This is a genomic window from Rhodococcus sp. 2G, from assembly GCF_001886355.1.
In the GTDB taxonomy this organism is placed as follows: Bacteria; Actinomycetota; Actinomycetes; order Mycobacteriales; family Mycobacteriaceae; genus Rhodococcus; species Rhodococcus pyridinivorans.
Genome location: NZ_CP018063.1, coordinates 5,063,740 through 5,079,487 on the forward strand (window position 1 = coordinate 5,063,740; position 15,748 = coordinate 5,079,487).

Below are 15,748 nucleotides of genomic sequence, written 5' to 3' on the forward strand. Positions count from 1 at the left end.
GGGGTGATACCGATCACCTAGCGTTTCGGTCGTATCGCGACGGAATGCTCCAGCGGACTCCGCCGCCTGACCTCCTCAACGCTTCCCTCCCGAAAGGACGGACGACCGTGAGCATCGGCACTTCCGAACAATCCGAGATCCGCGAGATCGTCGCCGGGTCGGCTCCCGCCCGCTTCGCCCGGGGCTGGCACTGCCTCGGCCTGTCGAAGGACTTCAAGGACGGCAAGCCGCACTCGATCGAGGCATTCGGGACCAAGCTCGTGGTGTGGGCCGACAGCAACGACGAGATCAAGATCCTCGACGCGTACTGTCGGCACATGGGTGGGGATCTCAGCCAGGGCACGGTCAAGGGCGACGAGATCGCGTGTCCGTTCCACGACTGGCGCTGGGGCGGCAACGGGCGCTGCAAGAACATCCCGTACGCGCGGCGTGTTCCTCCGATCGCCAAGACCCGCGCGTGGCACACTCTCGACCAGGACGGCATGCTCTTCGTGTGGCACGACCCCCAGGGGAACCCGCCGCCCGCGGACGTGACCATCCCGCACATCGAGGGCGCCACGAGCGACGAGTGGACCGACTGGGTCTGGTACACCACCGAGGTCGATACGAACTGCCGCGAGATCATCGACAACATCGTCGACATGGCGCACTTCTTCTACGTGCACTACTCCTTCCCGGTCTACTTCAAGAACGTCTTCGACGGCCACGTGGCCAGCCAGTTCATGCGGGGTCAGGCTCGTATGGACGCTCGTCCGCACGCGGACGGACAGCCGAAGATGCTCGGAAGCCGCTCCGACGCGAGCTACTTCGGACCGTCCTTCATGATCGACGATCTCGTCTACCAGTACGAGGGTTACGACGTCGAGTCGGTCCTCATCAACTGCCACTACCCGGTGTCCCAGGACAAGTTCGTCCTGATGTACGGCATGATCGTCAAGAAGTCCGATCGCCTCGAAGGCGAGCAGGCCCTGCAGACCGCCCAGCAGTTCGGGAACTTCATCGCGAAGGGCTTCGAACAGGACATCGAGATCTGGCGGAACAAGACCCGCATCGACAACCCGCTCCTGTGCGAGGAGGACGGCCCCGTCTACCAGCTGCGACGCTGGTACGAGCAGTTCTACGTCGACGTCGAGGACGTCGAGCCGGCGATGACCGACCGCTTCGAGTTCGAGATGGACACCACCCGTCCGGTGGCCGCGTGGATGAAGGAGGTCGAGGAGAACATCGCTCGCAAGGCGGCCCTCGACGAGCAGGCAGGCGCGCAGCAGTCCACCACGACGGGCTAGGAGCCAAAGACATGCAGGACCGGATGGAACCGTTGCGGTGCGGCGAATGCGCCGCGCAGGTGCTCGTCCAGAAGAACAGCTGGGAGCACACGTCCATCCAGTGGAACACCGACGCGCACCGTCGTTGTCCCGTCGTCCGGGACGACGACGGGCGCGACGGCCGCCCCGGTGCGCCCCGGATGTCGTGCACGCACCTCGACGCCGCGATCGCCAAGGCGGCCGCCTCGGGAGTCATCGAGGTCTTCGACGACACCCCGATCCGAGCCCCCATCGTGCAGTGACCTCTTCAGCTTCCGACTACCTCCCGAAGGACCAGTGATGACCGAAACCCTCGATCTCGACCGCTCGTACTACGGCCCGTGGGCCGTCGTCGCCGGGGGCTCCGAAGGCGTCGGCGCGGCATTCGCCGACGAATTGAGCCGCGCGGGTTTCGATCTCGTGCTCATCGCGCGTAAGCCGGGCCCGTTGGAGGAGACGGCGGACAAGGCACGGAGCAACGGCGTGCAGGTGCGCACCCTCGCGCTGGATCTGCTCGACGACGATGCCGTGGAAGAGATCCGCAAGGCGACCGAGGACATCGAGGTCGGCCTGTTCATCTTCAACGCCGGCGCGAACAGCTACGGCCACGAGTTCGTCACCGGCGACCTCGACGGGTTCCGCGGCGTGATCGAACTCAACGTCCACCGGCAGATCGAGTTGTCGCACCTGTTCGGTGGACCGATGAAAGAGCGCGGGCGCGGTGGCATCATGCTGCTCGGGTCGCTCTCCGGCTACATGGGTGCCGAACACCAGAGCATCTACGCGGCCTCGAAGGCGTTCAGCCGCGTCTTCGCCGAAAGTCTGTGGCTCGAGCTCGCACCGCACGGCGTGCACGTGGTCGAACTGGTACTCGGTGTCACCCGCACCCCGGCGATGGTGCGCGCGGGCCTGAACTTCGACATCCCGGGGATGCTCGTCGCCGAGCCGGAAGACGTTGCGCGTGAAGGTCTCGAACGCCTCCAGGACGGTCCCGTGTGGGTCGCCGGCGGCAACTACGAGGCTGCGGTCAAGCGCAGCGGATTCCCGCGCGACAAGCTCGTCCGAGGCGCGGCTGCCGCGATGCGAGCGCTCCTGAACCGCTGAGCTCTGCCGCTTCCTCTACGACTCGTCCCCGGCTGCGGAACGGCAGCCGGGGACGCTTCATTGTCGGGGGTCAGAAGTCGATGCGCACGTGCTTGCTTTTCGGCTTGGCCTGGCACGCGAGGACGTATCCGTTGGCGATGTCCTCCTCGTCGAGGATCGCGGACGGCGGGGTGTCGACGTCGCCTTCGACGACGGTGCACGCGCACGACCCGCACTCGCCTTCCCGGCACGAGTAGGGCACGTCGAGGCCCTTCGAGAGCATGACGTCCACGAGAGTCGCGCTGCGCGGCCAGACGAGGTCGTGTTCCTCGCCGTCGAGCTGCACCGTCACGGAGGCGGCGTCGGTGTCCGACTCGTCGATCTCGACGGCAGGTACGTCGGCGAACGGATCGCCGGACAGGGAGGTGAAGACCTCGGCGTGGATGCGGTCCTTCGGGACGCCGGCCAGCAGCAGGCCTTCGCGGACGGTATCCATGAACGGCCCGGGTCCGCACATGTACGCGCAATGATCGGCGAAGGCAGAGACCAGGGTCGCGAGCTGCTGCGGCGTCGGCAGGCCCTGCACGCTCTCGAGCCAGTGCACGACGGTGAGGGCAGTGGCGTGCCGGGCGGCGAGTTCGCGCAGCCTCTCGGCGAAGATGACGGACTTCTCGTCGCGGTTGCCGTAGACGAGCACCACGTTGCGATTGCCGCTGTGGAGAGCCGACTCGAGGATGGACAACACCGGCGTGATACCGCTGCCTCCGGCGAACAGTACGAGTTTCTCGGTGAGATCGACCGGAGTGAACACGCCCGCCGGGGGCAGCACCTCGAGGGTTTGCCCTGCAGTGATGTTGTCGCACAGCCAGTTCGATCCGTATCCGTCGGCGGTGCGCTTGACGGTGACCTTGAGAGGCTCGCCGGTGTGGGGGGAACTCGCGAGCGAGTAGCACCGTGCCACCGAACCGGTCCGATCGCTCGGGATGCGCAGGGTGAGGAACTGTCCCGGTTTGTAGGCGAAGCCCGCGCGGCGCTCTTCTGGCACGTCGAACACCAGCGAAACGGCGTCGGCGGTTTCCTGGACGACTGCACCGACGGTCAGTACGACGGAGCGTGAACCGACCGGTGTCTCAACGGCTGTCATCGCAGTGGTTCCCTTCGATACGAGTACTTCTCGATCGGATCACCGTAGAACGCCGACGGACGCCGACGCCCGTCTCCTCCCGGTAATCGGGACACGGGAGGAGACGGGCGTTCGGATCAGGCGGTGCGCACGCTGCGTGGGATCAGCAAGGTGATCCCGATGGTCACCACGGAGAGCGCGATGAGCATGCCGCCGACCATGTTGATTCCCGCGAGTGGGGTCGCAGCGAACGCGAGCAGCATGGTCGCGATCGACGTTCCGACACCCTGACCCGCGGTACGCAGCACGGCGTTCGTGCCGGTCGTCTCGCTGGTGTTGTGCTCGGGCACGGACTCGACGATCAGGTTCGGAATCGCCGTGTAGGCGAAGGCGGTCGCGACCGACACCACGACGACCATCGCGGTCATGGCCACCACGGAGTGGTGCGCGGTGAGCACGACGACGACGCCGACGATGAACAGGGCGGTACCGAGCAGCATCGACGCGCGTGAACCCACCGCGGCGGAGATCCGGCCGCTCAGCGGAGTGCAGACGAATCCGAACAGGGAGCCGATGAACGAGAGCCAACCCGCGTGCGTCGCGCTCAGGCCCAGGCCGAAGTCGCCGGTGGACGGCGTCTGCATGATGATCGGAATGATCATGGTGACCACGCCCAGCGGTCCCACCGCGATCGCGACGGTGGCCAGCATCGTGAGCGAGAACTTGCGGTCGGCGAACAGGCGCACGTTGATGATGGGGGAGGGTGTGCGCAGTTCCCACCGCACGAGCAGGACCAGAGCGACGGCCCCGCCCAGGATGAGACCGAGGGTCCGCGGGTCCGGCCAGCCCCATGACTGGGACTTGTTGACGCCGAGCAGGATCGCGGCGACCGCGCCGGCGAAGGTGACCGCACCGATGTAGTCGATCTTCTCGGAGGTCCCGGTGGGCCGGCGCCACGGGAGGACGAACCAGACGAGCAGCAGGGCGAAGATCGCGTACACGGCGGCGACGACGAAGATCATGTGCCAGCTGGCGTTGTCGATCAGCAGACCGGCGACGAGCAGCGACGCCGAACCGGCGGCGACCGCCGAGCCGGAGATCAGTGCGACGGCAACGGGAACGCGGGAAGCGGGAAGATGCTCGCGCGCCAGCCCGATGCACAGCGGCAGGATCGCACCGGCCACACCTTGGATCGCGCGGCCGATGATGATGCTGGTGAGGCTGTCACCGAGGGCGCTGACCATCGAGCCGAGCGCCGCGACGGCGAGCAGGACCATCAGGATCCGTTCCCGGCCGTACATGTCGCCGAGCCGGCCGCACACGGCGGCCGAGGCGGCCGAGACGAGGAGGAAGGCCGTCACCGCCCATCCGACCGTCGATGCGTTGCTGTCGAATTCGACGATCAACGTCGGGATCGCGGCGAACATCATCGATGTTTCGAACGCACTGATGATCTCGACGGCGATCAGGACCGACACGATCACCCATACCGGCTGCTGCCGGTCGAACCGGCTCCGCCCCTTCGGCGTTGCGGATTCCGGCCGGGAGAGGTCATTGGCGTAGGACGTCAAAGCGCATTCCAGACTCTCGGCGGCCCGATCGCGGGCCGTGTTTCCTGCCCCACGAATGGGAGTGGCTCGGATCACTTGGTATCGCAGGTGAGGGCTGTCACGCTGTTCTATCTCGCTGAGCGAGAACGATTTTGGTGGGTCAGATGAGCGCGGCCTCGTGTACTGCGCGGTCGAACTCGGGCAGTTCCGCGCCGTTGCGAAGGGTCGTCGCGAGCGACGGGTCGGCGAGGTGGAGCCGACCGATGGCGATCAGATCGAACTCGTCGTCGCCCAGGCGTCGTTCGAGTTCGGGAACGTTGTTGCGCACAGGTGCGCTGCCCTGGAGGCGGCTCTCCCGCAACGTCGTTGCGATTCCGACGCTGCCTACGGCCATCGAATGTGCGCCGGTGACCTTCTTGGCCCAGCCTGCGAGTGTCAGGTCGCTGTCTTCGAAGGCCGGCATGTCGAAGCGGCGGATGCTCGCGTCGAAGACGTCGACGCCGGCTTCCTTCAATGGGGTGAGGACGGCTTTCAGTTCGTCCGGGGTGTGGGCGATCCGGGCTTCGTAGTTCTGTTGCTTGTGCTGCGAGAACCGGTAGAAGATCGGCAGGTCGTCGCCGATGCGCGCGCGGATGGCGGCGACCACCGCGGCGGGGAAACGGGTGCGGCGCTCGAGGTCGCCGCCCCATTCGTCGTCGCGGAGATTCGTTCCCTCCCAGAGGAACGCGTCGAGCAGATAGCCGTGCCCACCGTGCAGTGCGATGCCGTCGAATCCGACTCGGGCAGCGGCGGCCGCCGCGTCGGTATAGGCCGCGACGACCTGCTCGATGTCCTCCACGGTCATGGCCCGCGTGGGCGCTGAGGCCCGGGAGATGTAGTCCTCGCCGTAGGACGTCACGCCGAGCTCGCCCCAGACTCCCGACGGCCGCATGGGGACGAGGTCGGGGTCGACATCTGCGGTCATCGCGCCCCAGAGGGGGCCGACGTGCCAGAGCTGGGGGACGATGCGTCCACCCTCGGCGTGAACCGCGTCGACGACGCGACGCCAGCCGTCGAGGGCTTCTTCGCCGTGCATGTGTGGCACGCGGGGATTGTCGACTGCTGTCGGGTGATCGATCGCGACGCCCTCGGTGAGGATCAGGGCCGTGCCGCCCGCGGCGCGTCGCCGGTAGTACTCCACGACATCCGGGCCGGGCACGCCACCCGGCGAGTGCGAGCGGGTCATCGGCGACATCACGATGCGGTTGCGGAGCTCGAGGGAACGGACCGTCAGGGGACGGAAGAGGGGGGACTCGGTATCCGGCATCGTGGTCTCGACTCTTTCGGCTCGTGCGGGCGACGGGTGCAGGCGGGTTCGGCCCACATCCGAGGTTGTACCCACCGCCCGGTCCGCGGGACAGGGACCTCCTGCTCAGTGAGACGTGCCGGCGGAAGCGCGAGGGGAGGGACGTGGATCGCGGGAGCATCGAGTCCGCTGATCGGGAATTGTGCGACAGGTCACTCGCCTTGTACTCTGGGCATCACTCACAAGAATCAATTTCAATTCTTGCTTTCGTGGGTGATCGGATTCCGGAGAAAGGGTGACGATGTCCGAGGCGCAACGTACGCAGGTCTCCCAGGCACCGAAGCGCGAACTGCCTGCATCGATGGTCGAGCGAATGACCCTCATCCTCGATGCCTTCGACGATCTCTCGTCGCGGCTCACCCTGGAAGAAGTCGCGTGCCGCACCCGGCTTCCGCGCTCGACGGTCCACCGCATCCTCGACCAGATGGTGCGACTCGACTGGATCGACCACGCGTCGTTCGGGTATTGCCTCGGACGTCGTGCGAAGTCCATGGGAGAGGGCGACAGTGGGCACATCCGCGTCCGTGAGGCCGCGGCACCGCTCCTCCACGAACTGCACATGACCACCGGGATGGTCGCGCACCTGTCCGTGCTCGACGGGCCCGACTGCGTCTACCTCGACAAGATCGGCGGCCAGCTCGCCGCGGCACTGCCGTCGCGGGTCGGCGGACGTGTCCCCGCCTACGCCACCGCCGGCGGCAAGGCGCTGCTCGCCGGACTCGAGCCGGAGCAGGTCGATGCCCTCTACCCCGGCCCGCAACTGCCGCGTCGCACCGAGCGGACCATCACCGATCTGTCGACCCTGCACCTCGAACTCAACCGCATCCGCCGTCGCCACGGTCTGGCCTTCGAGACCGGAGAGGCCACCGCCGGTATGTCCTGTGCGGGCGCCGCGATCCGCAGCCCTGCATCGTCGGTCGCCGCGATCTCCCTGTGCGGTCCCACCCGCCCCGGACACCTCGAACGCATCGCGCCGCTGGTCGCCGATGCGGTCCGCACGATCTCGCGCACGCTCTATCCCGAACTCGACACCCCTCGACGCAATCGCGCCGCACGCACGTCCGGAGCGTCGTGGTCGCCGCAGGTCATGGAGCGAATGCTCACCACGCAGTCGAACGGCTGGATCTGACGGCCGGAGCCGGGCAACATCACGCACCACCCCGCGGCGGGCGGAACATCCCGGTGATCGGGAACGTTCGAGCCGCGTGAGGTGGATCACTGGAAACCTTCTCGTCATGACGACGGTATCGACTTTCGAGAACACGGCGAGAGAACTCGCGACCGACCGCGGCACCCTCCGCTACCACGAAGCCGGTCAGGGTGAACCACTCCTGCTGCTCCACGGCTCCGGACCGGGCGTCACCGGCTGGCGGAACTACCGCGGTGTGCTCGCCGATCTCGCCGAGCACTACCGGTGCCTCGTCCTGGAGTTCCCCGGCTTCGGCGTGAGCTACCCGTGCGAAGGACACCCGATGGCGATGGCCTCGGTCGCGGTGACCGACTTCCTCGACGGACTCGGCCTCGACCGCGTGTCGATCATCGGGAACTCGATGGGCGGCATCGTCGGGACGCAGTTCGCGATCGCGCAGCCCGAGCGGGTGAAGAAGCTCGTCACCATCGGAGGCGCCGGCCGTTCGGTCTTCGCGCCGTCGCCGGGCGAGGGCATCCGGCTGCTCATGGAGTTCACGGACGACCCCACGCGCGACAAGCTCGTCCGTTGGCTGCGGTCGATGGTCTACGACCCCGCGATCGTCACCGAGGAACTCATCGAGGAGCGGTGGGCACTGGCCACCGAACCGAAGACCCTCGAGATCGCCCGACGCATGTACAGCACCGCGGCCTTCGCTGCGGGCGCGAAGGCCGCTGCCGCCTCCGACGCCACCCCGTACTGGGCGCAGCTCCACAAGATCACCGCGCCGGTGCTGCTGACCTGGGGTCGCGACGACCGTGTCAGCCCCGTCGACATGGCGATGCTTCCCATGCGCGAACTGCGCCGCGGCGAGCTCCACGTCTTCCCCAACTGCGGCCACTGGACGATGATCGAGGCGCGCGAGGCGTGGCTGTCGGCGGTGCTCGCGTTCCTTCGCCGCGACGACGCGTAGGCCCCGTCCGCGCGGACTCGTAACCCGCTCCCGCTCAGCCCCATCGACCGCTCCCGCTCAGCCCCATCGACCGCTCCCGCTCAGCCCCATCGACCGCTCCCGCTCAGTGGAAAAACGACGATACGGGAGCGGTCCACCTGGGACCGTAGGCGTCAACGGAACCGACGCTCACCACGCCGTATCGGGGGCGTCACCCTCACAGAGCTGGAGAGATCATGGGACAGGTGCTCGACTCCGTTTCGGAGTTCGCAGACGAGATCCGCGCGGACGGCGCCGAAGGCGACACGCTGATGCGGCTGACCGACCGCAGCGCGAAGAGGCTCCGCGACGCCGGCGTCATCCGTCTCCTGCAACCGAAGGAACTCGGGGGCCTCGAGGCGCACCCGCGCGAGTTCGCGGAGACCGCCATGGCCATCGGCGCCATGGACGGCGCGACCGGCTGGGTCAGCGGCATCGTCGGTGTCCACCCGTGGGAGATGGCCTTCTTCGACCCGAAGGCCCAGGAGGAGGTGTGGGGTGAGAACCCCGACACCTGGATCGCCTCCCCGTACGCACCGATGGGTGTGGCGACCCCCGTCGACGGCGGATACATCCTCAACGGCCGCTGGTCGTTCTCGTCGGGCACCGACCACTGCGACTGGGTGATGATCGGTGCGGCCGTGGGCGACAAGGACGGCAACCGCCTGAACCCGCCACAGAGCCTGCACGTGTTGCTGCCGCGGTCGGACTACCGGATCGACCACGACAGCTGGAACGTCGTCGGCCTGCGCGGCACGGGTTCGAAGGATCTCATCGTCGAGAACGCCTTCCTCCCCGAGTACCGGACCCTGCGCGCCGAGCGCGTCATGGGCGGGGTGGCGTGGCAGGACGCCGGACGCGACGAGACGCTCTACAAGTTCCCCTTCTCGTGCATCTTCCCGCTCGGCATCACCTCGTCGCTCATCGGCATCGCCGAGGGTGCGCTGAACTGCTACATCGAGTCCCAGCGCGAGCGGGTCACGGTGTCCGGCACCGCGATCAAGCAGGACCCGTACGTGCTGTCGAACCTCGGTGACGCCGCAGCGGAGATCGCCGCGTCGCGCGCCGCCCTGCTCGAAACCGTCGACCGCTTCTGGGATCTGACCGAGCGGGGCATCGAGGTCACCTTCGAGCAACGCGCGATCGGACGCCGGACCCAGGTCGCCGCGGCATGGCGGGCCGTGCGCGCCGTCGACGAGATCTTCTCGCGGGCCGGCGGCGGCGCGCTGCAGCTGAGCAATCCGCTGCAGCGCTTCTGGCGCGACGCCCACGCCGGTCTGAGCCACGCCATCCACGTCCCCGGTTCGATCTTCCACGCCGCGACGCTCACCCAGCTCGGCGAAGAGCCGCAGGGCATGATGCGGTCGATGATCTGACATCACATCCATTACAGCGAAGGAACATTCGGATATGACGGATATTCGGGGCCTGGGTTATCTCAGGATCCAGACCACAGACATCGCACGATGGCGCGAACTCGTCGTCGACGGACTCGGCATGGCGATCGGTACCGGCCCGGAACCCGACGGCCTGTACCTGCGTGTCGACGAGCGGCGGGCACGCTTGATCGTGCTGCCCGGTGAGGTCGACAAGGCACTCGCCGTGGGCTGGGAGGTGCGCGACGAGTTCGCGCTGCGTCGCGTGCGCGAAGCGGTCGAGAAGGCCGGCATCGCCGTCGGGGTCCTCTCCGAGGAGGAGTCGACCTACCGCGACGCCGAGCAGGTCATCGCATTCGACGATCCGGGCGGCACCCGCACCGAGGTGTTCTTCGGTCCGGTGCTCGACCACAGCCCCCTCGTGACGCCGTTCGCCGGTGTCTTCCACACCGGTGAGGAGGGACTCGGCCACGTCGTCCTGCCCACCGCCGCGTTCGCGGAGTCCTACGAGTTCTACACCGAGGTACTCGGGTTCCTGCCGCGCGGAGCGACGCGGCTCGGTGGCCTGTCGGCACCGCCGCCCGTGCGACGCGTGCGGTTCCTGGGCGTCAACCGCCGCCACCACAGCCTCGCGTTGTGCCCGGCTCCCCCCACCGCCGAACCCGGTCTCGTGCACCTGATGCTCGAGGTCGAGACGCTCGACGCGGTCGGTCAGGCCCTGGACCGAGTGAACAAGTTGGGCTTCTCGATCTCGTCGACCCTGGGCCGGCACACCAACGACAAGATGGTCTCCTTCTACGTGCGTGCCCCCGGCGGATGGGACATCGAGTTCGGTACCGAGGGCATGCTCGTCGACGAGACCTTCTACACCGCGGAGGAGATCACGGACGACAGCTACTGGGGTCACGACTGGTCGGGTTCCGAGCCTCTCGCGGCGTTCTCGCCGCCGGCAGGCTGACCTCGTCCGCCGTCGGCGGCCACCCCCGTGGGTCGTTTGATCCCCGTCGGCGACGGTTACCGCTTGTCGGGGACGTGGATGTTCTCGTCCGGTTGCCGGTTCGCGTCGTGGGCGTTGCTCGGTGCGGTGGTGGTCGGATCGGAGGGCAGGCCGGTCGATCTCGTCACGGTGCTCGTTCCTCGCAGCGACTATACGATCCGCGACGTCTGGAACGTCGTGGGGATGCGCGGGACGAGCAGCGACGAGATCGTCGTCGACGACGTCTTCGTGCCCGACCATCGTGTGAAGAGCAACTACGAGACGTCGCAACTGCGAGGGCAGCGTCGACCACTTCGACTGGCTCGAACCGTGCGGCGTGCCCTACAAGGAGAGCTTCTGGCCGCAGCCGGGCTGGGAGTGCCCTGTGGATGACTCGCTGATGTACAGCGGCGGAGAGAACACTGCGCCGTTCCGCACGTTCGTCGATGCCGCCCCGCGCGGACATCTCGCCCGGGTGCCCATGCCGCGCAACGGCGAGCAGGCCGCCGGCCACGTGCTCATGCCCACTCTCATCGCCAAGGTCGCCGACCTCGGCGTGCGCGTCGAGTCCGATATCCGCGTCCAGCGTCTCGTCGTCGACGACACCGGACGGGTCGTCGGGATCGTCGCCCAGCGCTTCGGCGACACCCTCGCGGTGAAAGCGCGTCGCGGCGTGGTCCTGGCCACAGGATCGTTCGCCTACAACGACGAGATGATGCAGGCCTACGCGCCTCGGCCGCGTCGGTCAACTCACCCTGTACCAGAACGGCAACCAGGCGTTCCTCGTCCTCGACGAACAGGCCTACGACGAGGGGATGGCGACGCCGAGTTCGAGTCCGCAGCTGCGGCACCGGCCCACCTGGGTGCGTGAGACTGTCGCCGAACTCGAATCCGAGATCGGACTGCCCACGGGAGCCCTGACCGCGACGGTGGAGCTGTACAACGAGCACGCCGAGCAGGGGACGGATCCGGTAATCGGGAAGAAGCCCGAGTGGGTGCGGCCGATCGGCCTCGTAGACGACGGGATGTGCGTGCGGTGCCCGTCCATCGCACGCACACCTTCCCCGTCAGCGTCCGAGATCGAACCCGCCGCGGTAGAACACCATCGGACCGTCGTCGGCGAGGCACTCGAGTTCGGCGACCCGGCCGATGACGACGTCGTGATCACCCGCGACGTGCACGTCCTCCACCGATGCGTGTACCCGCAGCAGGACATCCGGCAGCGACGGAGTGTCCCAGCGGGACAATTCCCAGTGGAGACCGTCGAACTTCGGACCGCGGCTCGACCCGAAACGCGCGCACAGATCACTCTGGTCGGCACCGAGCACGTTGACGGTGAACCGGCCGACGCGGCGGATCCGCGGCCACGCGCGCCCGCGGTGATCCGCGCAGAACAACACGAGGGGCGGTTCGAGCGAGACCGACGCGAACGACTGGCATGCGAAGCCGGTGGGCCCGTCCTCGTCGAGACCGGTCACGACGGTGACGCCGCTCGCGAACCGTCCCATGGCACGTCGCATCTCGTCGGGGCCCGGCAGTTCGATCCTGTGGTCGGTGTCGCGGGTCGGTATCCGGGTCTGCATGTGGCTCACTCCGATTCGATCGTGGAGGTCGACTCCGACCGTCCTTCTCCGACTCCGACGTTACGGCCCGAGAAAGTCGGGACGGACCGGCTTCTCGCTCAGTGGACGCTCGGATCCGATGCCGTCCCAGCACGACGTCCGGTGCCCGTGCTCCCACCGTTCGGGACCGTGGACGATCCGCGATGCGACAATCTGCCGGGCGGTTCGGTGCAGAATCGACGGGTCGTCATTGTGGAAAGGGGGACCGGTGCCCAGAATCGGTAAGGCGCGGGACGGAGCCGAGCCGACCTCGGTCGAACAACGGCGACGCCATGTGCGGATCCTCGAGGCTGCAGCTCAGCTGGGGTCCGAGCACGAATTGGCCCGCGTGCAGATGACCGAGGTGGCGAAGAACGCCGAGGTCGCGATCGGCACCCTGTACCGATACTTTCCGTCGAAGACGCACCTGTTCGTGGCGTTGCTGCTCCACCGGCTCGAGCTCGGCGCCGACCGGTTGCCCGAACGGAAACCGGGGACGAGCGCGCGCGAGGCGATCACCGAGACGCTCGTCGAGATGACCCGCCGGTTCGTCGACCGACCACGCCTGGCCTCCGCGATGTTGCTGTCCAACAGCACCGCCCCGGCCTCGGTGGTTCCGGACTCCACCGAGGTGAGGCGGACGTTCCACCGAATCCTGTTCGAGAGGGCAGGCCTCGACGAGCCGACAGAGGAGGATCGCAACGCCGTGCGGCTGCTGTCGATGTTGTGGTCCGGACTGCTGGTGACCTATCTCAACGGCGGAGCGACCCTCGAGGAGACCGAGGCCGATGTGCGGAGGAGCTGCGACCTGCTGCTCGCGCACCTGTCGGAGTAGGGCACCGGAAACGACGTGAGTCCCCCTCCGCGGTCTGCGGAGAAGGACTCACGTCATCGGTGCGAGAAGACTATCCGGCCGCACCGATCGGGGGTGCGGTGTCCAGGACGTCCCCGAGGGCAGCTGCCGTCGCGTCGGCGCCGCCGAAGGTGAACGCAAGCTGCCGGCCCCACAGGAAGTAGCGGTGGATGGGGTAGTCGATGTCGGCGCCGATGCCGCCGTGCAGGTGCTGGCCGGTCAAGCCCACCCGCACACCGCCGCGGGACGCCCACCACTTGGCGACCAGGGCCGCGGAGTCGGCTTCGTCCTCGCGTCCGACGTCGATCGACCACGCGGCCTTCCGCACCGTGAGTCGGATCGCTTCGGTGTCGAGGTAGGCATCGGCCGCGCGCAATGCGACAGCCTGATTCGTCGACAGCGGGCGGCCGAACTGTACGCGCTCGGAGGTGTACTTCGCCGTTGCCCGCAGCGTCTCCTCGCACACCCCGAGCTGAACGGCAGCCAGAGCGATGCGGATACGACGACGGGTCCAGGCCGCGATCTCCTCACCGTCACCGGGCAGGACGTCCTCGGCTCCGATGTGCACGTCCGTGAAGCGCACCGCGGCTTCGGCGCCACGTCCGGTCACGGCGACCGGGACGGCCTCGACGCCGGTCGCGTCCACCGGTGCGACCACCACGGCGACCGAGTCGTCGTCGCAGCGGACCGGGACGACGACGCCGGCGATGATGGGCGCCCACGGAACGGACGGAATCTCGCCGCTGATGACGAGCTCGTCACCCTTGCGGATCGCTGTCACGGCGGGGCTCGCGCCCGGGGTGTCGTCGAACGCGCCGGTCAGAACGACCGACCCGTCGATGAGCTTGGGAACGTAACGCTCGACCTGGGTTCCCGTGCCGAACTGTGCGAGCGGAAGAGCCGCACCTGCCACGGTGGACCACACCGGCACGGGAGCGACGCGACGGCCCTGCTGCTGCAGGATCGTCGTGAGCCCGAGCATGCCCATGCCGGCGCCGCCGACGGACTCGGGTAGTGCGAGTCCGAGGAGGCCGGCGTCGGCGAGTGCCTGCCACAGCGGGGCGTCGAAACCGCCCTCGGTGCGCTCCACCTCGACCACACGCTCGACCTTGGCCAGCGAACCGAAGACCTGCGACGCGAGGTCCTCGACCGCGATCAGGTCGTCATCGAATTCGAATTCCATGTCAGCTCCTCGTCTCGGCCGGCGTCTTCACCGCAGCCTGTGCCGTCGCGTCGGGGCGCCTACGGGCGCCCAGGGTCATTCCGAGGGTCTTCGCCGCCACGATCTCGCGCATCACCTCGTTGCTGCCACCACCGAAGGTGTTGTTCTGCGCGCGTCGACCGAGCGCTTCGACGCGGCCTTCGATCACGGCGCCGTGGCTACCGGGACGCAGCAGACCGCGGGCGCCGAGCACCTCCTGCAACATTCCGTAGGCCGCGACGACACCCTCGGTTCCGAACACCTTCGCTGCGGCGGAGTCGCCACCGTCGAGGGTGTTGGCCGCGATGTCCGACACCAGACGCAGGTTCACGAGGTCGGCTGCCGACAGCAGCGCGTAGACCTCGGCGAGAGTCGAACGCACCCACGGGACGTCGAACAGCACACCGGGGCCGAAGGGCTCCTGCTTCGCCCAGGCGAGGACCTCGTCGTACATCTCGTTGGCGATGCCACCGCGGGCGGCCAGCGCGACACGCTCGTGGTTGAGCTGGCTCGTGATGAGGGTCCAGCCGCCGTTGAGCTCGCCGACGACGTTGCTCAGCGGAACGCGGATGTTCTCGTAGTACGTGACCGCTGTGCTGATACCGCCGACCGTCTGGATCTCGGTGGCGGAGAAGCCCGGCGACGAGGTCGGCACGAGCACGACCGAGATCCCCTTGTGGCGGGGCGCATCCGGATCGGTGCGTACGGCGAGCCAGATCCAGTCGGCGAAGATCGCCGAACTCGTGTACAGCTTGTTGCCGTCGATGACCAGTTCGTCACCGTCGATACGCGCCCGCGTCTGAAGTGCAGCGAGGTCGGTGCCGGCACCGGGCTCGGTGTACCCGATCGCGAACTTCAGTTCACCCGTGAGGATCTTGGGAAGGAAGAAGTCCTTCTGCTCCTGCGTGCCGTACTTCATCAGTGCCGGCGCAACGGTGTTGAGAGTGACCAGCGAGACCGGCGCGCCGGCGCGGATCGTCTCGTCGTAGAAGACGTACAGCGCCTCGGGATCCTCCCCGCGTCCGCCGTACTCCTCGGGCCACCCCAGGCCGAGCCAGCCGTCGGCGCCCATCTGCCGGTAGATCTTGTCGAAGACCGGTCCACCCTCGGTCTGATCGACCAGGGCGCGTCGATCGTCGTCGTCGATGATGCGGGCGAAGTACTCCCGCAGTTCGGTGCGCAGCCGCCGTGACGTGTCGGACAGCTCGGGATGCAT

At 67.6% G+C, this 15,748-nt stretch carries 14 protein-coding genes and 2 pseudogenes; 10 read left to right on the top strand and 6 right to left on the bottom strand.

The genetic code is table 11. The features are described 5' to 3' along the window. Positions 1 to 107: 107 nt before the first annotated feature. From BO226_RS24065 to BO226_RS24075, 3 genes are read left to right on the top strand one after another with little or no spacing between them, the layout of a single operon-like run. Positions 108 to 1,286 (top strand): Rieske 2Fe-2S domain-containing protein, encoded by a 1,179-nt coding sequence (locus BO226_RS24065; RefSeq protein ID WP_071936551.1) that lies wholly within the window; start codon positions 108 to 110, stop codon positions 1,284 to 1,286. 23 nt (positions 1,287 to 1,309) lie between these two features. Further along, the gene (locus tag BO226_RS24070) at positions 1,310 to 1,567 is read left to right on the top strand and encodes a hypothetical protein (RefSeq protein ID WP_064256936.1); all 258 of its coding nucleotides are present in this window, start codon (positions 1,310 to 1,312) and stop codon (positions 1,565 to 1,567) included. Positions 1,568 to 1,604: 37 nt separating this feature from the next. Further along, positions 1,605 to 2,408: an SDR family NAD(P)-dependent oxidoreductase gene (locus BO226_RS24075; RefSeq protein WP_064256927.1), complete on the top strand. Its 804-nt coding sequence runs from the start codon at positions 1,605 to 1,607 to the stop codon at positions 2,406 to 2,408. 70 nt (positions 2,409 to 2,478) lie between these two features. Here the strand turns inward: BO226_RS24075 and BO226_RS24080 are convergent, their stop codons facing one another. From BO226_RS24080 to BO226_RS24090, 3 genes are all read right to left on the bottom strand, one after another. Further along, the gene (locus BO226_RS24080; protein WP_071936243.1) at positions 2,479 to 3,531 is read right to left on the bottom strand and encodes a ferredoxin--NADP reductase; all 1,053 of its coding nucleotides are present in this window, start codon (positions 3,529 to 3,531) and stop codon (positions 2,479 to 2,481) included. A gap of 116 nt (positions 3,532 to 3,647) precedes the next feature. Then, positions 3,648 to 4,994 (bottom strand): MFS transporter, encoded by a 1,347-nt coding sequence (locus BO226_RS24085; protein WP_071936244.1) that lies wholly within the window; start codon positions 4,992 to 4,994, stop codon positions 3,648 to 3,650. A gap of 226 nt (positions 4,995 to 5,220) precedes the next feature. After that, positions 5,221 to 6,366, bottom strand: a complete 1,146-nt coding sequence (locus BO226_RS24090) for an oxidoreductase (RefSeq protein WP_019290124.1) — start codon at positions 6,364 to 6,366, stop codon at positions 5,221 to 5,223. Positions 6,367 to 6,640: 274 nt separating this feature from the next. On the opposite strand from BO226_RS24090, the gene BO226_RS24095 reads away from it, so the two are divergent. The 6 genes and pseudogenes from BO226_RS24095 to BO226_RS24120 form a co-directional block, all read left to right on the top strand. Next, complete coding sequence (locus BO226_RS24095) at positions 6,641 to 7,534, top strand: IclR family transcriptional regulator (RefSeq protein WP_387399352.1); 894 nt, start codon at positions 6,641 to 6,643, stop codon at positions 7,532 to 7,534. A gap of 106 nt (positions 7,535 to 7,640) precedes the next feature. Then, positions 7,641 to 8,507 carry an alpha/beta fold hydrolase gene (locus BO226_RS24100; RefSeq protein ID WP_071936245.1) on the top strand — a complete coding sequence of 289 codons (867 nt, stop codon included), beginning with the start codon at positions 7,641 to 7,643 and terminating at the stop codon, positions 8,505 to 8,507. A 215-nt stretch (positions 8,508 to 8,722) separates the two neighbouring features. After that, a complete protein-coding gene (locus BO226_RS24105) occupies positions 8,723 to 9,901 on the top strand; it encodes an acyl-CoA dehydrogenase family protein (RefSeq protein ID WP_071936246.1) in 1,179 nt (392 codons plus the stop codon). A 34-nt stretch (positions 9,902 to 9,935) separates the two neighbouring features. Further along, positions 9,936 to 10,859 (top strand): VOC family protein, encoded by a 924-nt coding sequence (locus BO226_RS24110; protein ID WP_071936247.1) that lies wholly within the window; start codon positions 9,936 to 9,938, stop codon positions 10,857 to 10,859. 12 nt (positions 10,860 to 10,871) lie between these two features. After that, positions 10,872 to 11,181, top strand: a pseudogene (locus tag BO226_RS24115) (3-hydroxy-9,10-secoandrosta-1,3,5(10)-triene-9,17-dione monooxygenase oxygenase subunit); the annotation flags it as partial. Then, positions 11,170 to 11,887 (top strand): annotated as a pseudogene (locus BO226_RS24120) (FAD-binding protein); the annotation flags it as partial. The pseudogenes BO226_RS24115 and BO226_RS24120, both read left to right, overlap by 12 nt. Positions 11,888 to 11,944: 57 nt before the next feature. Here the strand turns inward: BO226_RS24120 and BO226_RS24125 are convergent. Next, entirely contained in the window at positions 11,945 to 12,460 is a 516-nt protein-coding gene (locus BO226_RS24125) for a flavin reductase family protein (protein ID WP_071936249.1), read from the bottom strand. 313 nt (positions 12,461 to 12,773) lie between these two features. On the opposite strand from BO226_RS24125, the gene BO226_RS24135 reads away from it, so the two are divergent. Next, complete coding sequence (locus BO226_RS24135; protein WP_006551931.1) at positions 12,774 to 13,313, top strand: TetR family transcriptional regulator; 540 nt, start codon at positions 12,774 to 12,776, stop codon at positions 13,311 to 13,313. Positions 13,314 to 13,383: 70 nt separating this feature from the next. Here BO226_RS24135 and BO226_RS24140 read toward each other — a convergent pair whose 3' ends face one another. Then, on the bottom strand, positions 13,384 to 14,514 hold the full coding sequence (locus tag BO226_RS24140) for an acyl-CoA dehydrogenase family protein (RefSeq protein ID WP_071936250.1): 1,131 nt from the start codon (positions 14,512 to 14,514) through the stop codon (positions 13,384 to 13,386). A gap of 1 nt (position 14,515) precedes the next feature. Further along, positions 14,516 to 15,748, bottom strand: coding sequence for an acyl-CoA dehydrogenase family protein (locus BO226_RS24145; RefSeq protein WP_071936251.1), 1,233 nt, complete (start codon positions 15,746 to 15,748; stop codon positions 14,516 to 14,518).

Coding starts and splice junctions, on each gene's coding strand:
- BO226_RS24070 (WP_064256936.1), top strand. CDS start 1,310: ATGGAACCGTTGCGGTGCGGCGAATGCGCCGCGCAGGTGCTCGTCCAG.
- BO226_RS24075 (WP_064256927.1), top strand. CDS start 1,605: ATGACCGAAACCCTCGATCTCGACCGCTCGTACTACGGCCCGTGGGCC.
- BO226_RS24125 (WP_071936249.1), bottom strand. CDS start 12,460: ATGCAGACCCGGATACCGACCCGCGACACCGACCACAGGATCGAACTG.
- BO226_RS24080 (WP_071936243.1), bottom strand. CDS start 3,531: ATGACAGCCGTTGAGACACCGGTCGGTTCACGCTCCGTCGTACTGACC.
- BO226_RS24145 (WP_071936251.1), bottom strand. CDS start 15,748: ATGCATCCCGAGCTGTCCGACACGTCACGGCGGCTGCGCACCGAACTG.
- BO226_RS24090 (WP_019290124.1), bottom strand. CDS start 6,366: ATGCCGGATACCGAGTCCCCCCTCTTCCGTCCCCTGACGGTCCGTTCC.
- BO226_RS24110 (WP_071936247.1), top strand. CDS start 9,936: ATGACGGATATTCGGGGCCTGGGTTATCTCAGGATCCAGACCACAGAC.
- BO226_RS24100 (WP_071936245.1), top strand. CDS start 7,641: ATGACGACGGTATCGACTTTCGAGAACACGGCGAGAGAACTCGCGACC.
- BO226_RS24105 (WP_071936246.1), top strand. CDS start 8,723: ATGGGACAGGTGCTCGACTCCGTTTCGGAGTTCGCAGACGAGATCCGC.
- BO226_RS24140 (WP_071936250.1), bottom strand. CDS start 14,514: ATGGAATTCGAATTCGATGACGACCTGATCGCGGTCGAGGACCTCGCG.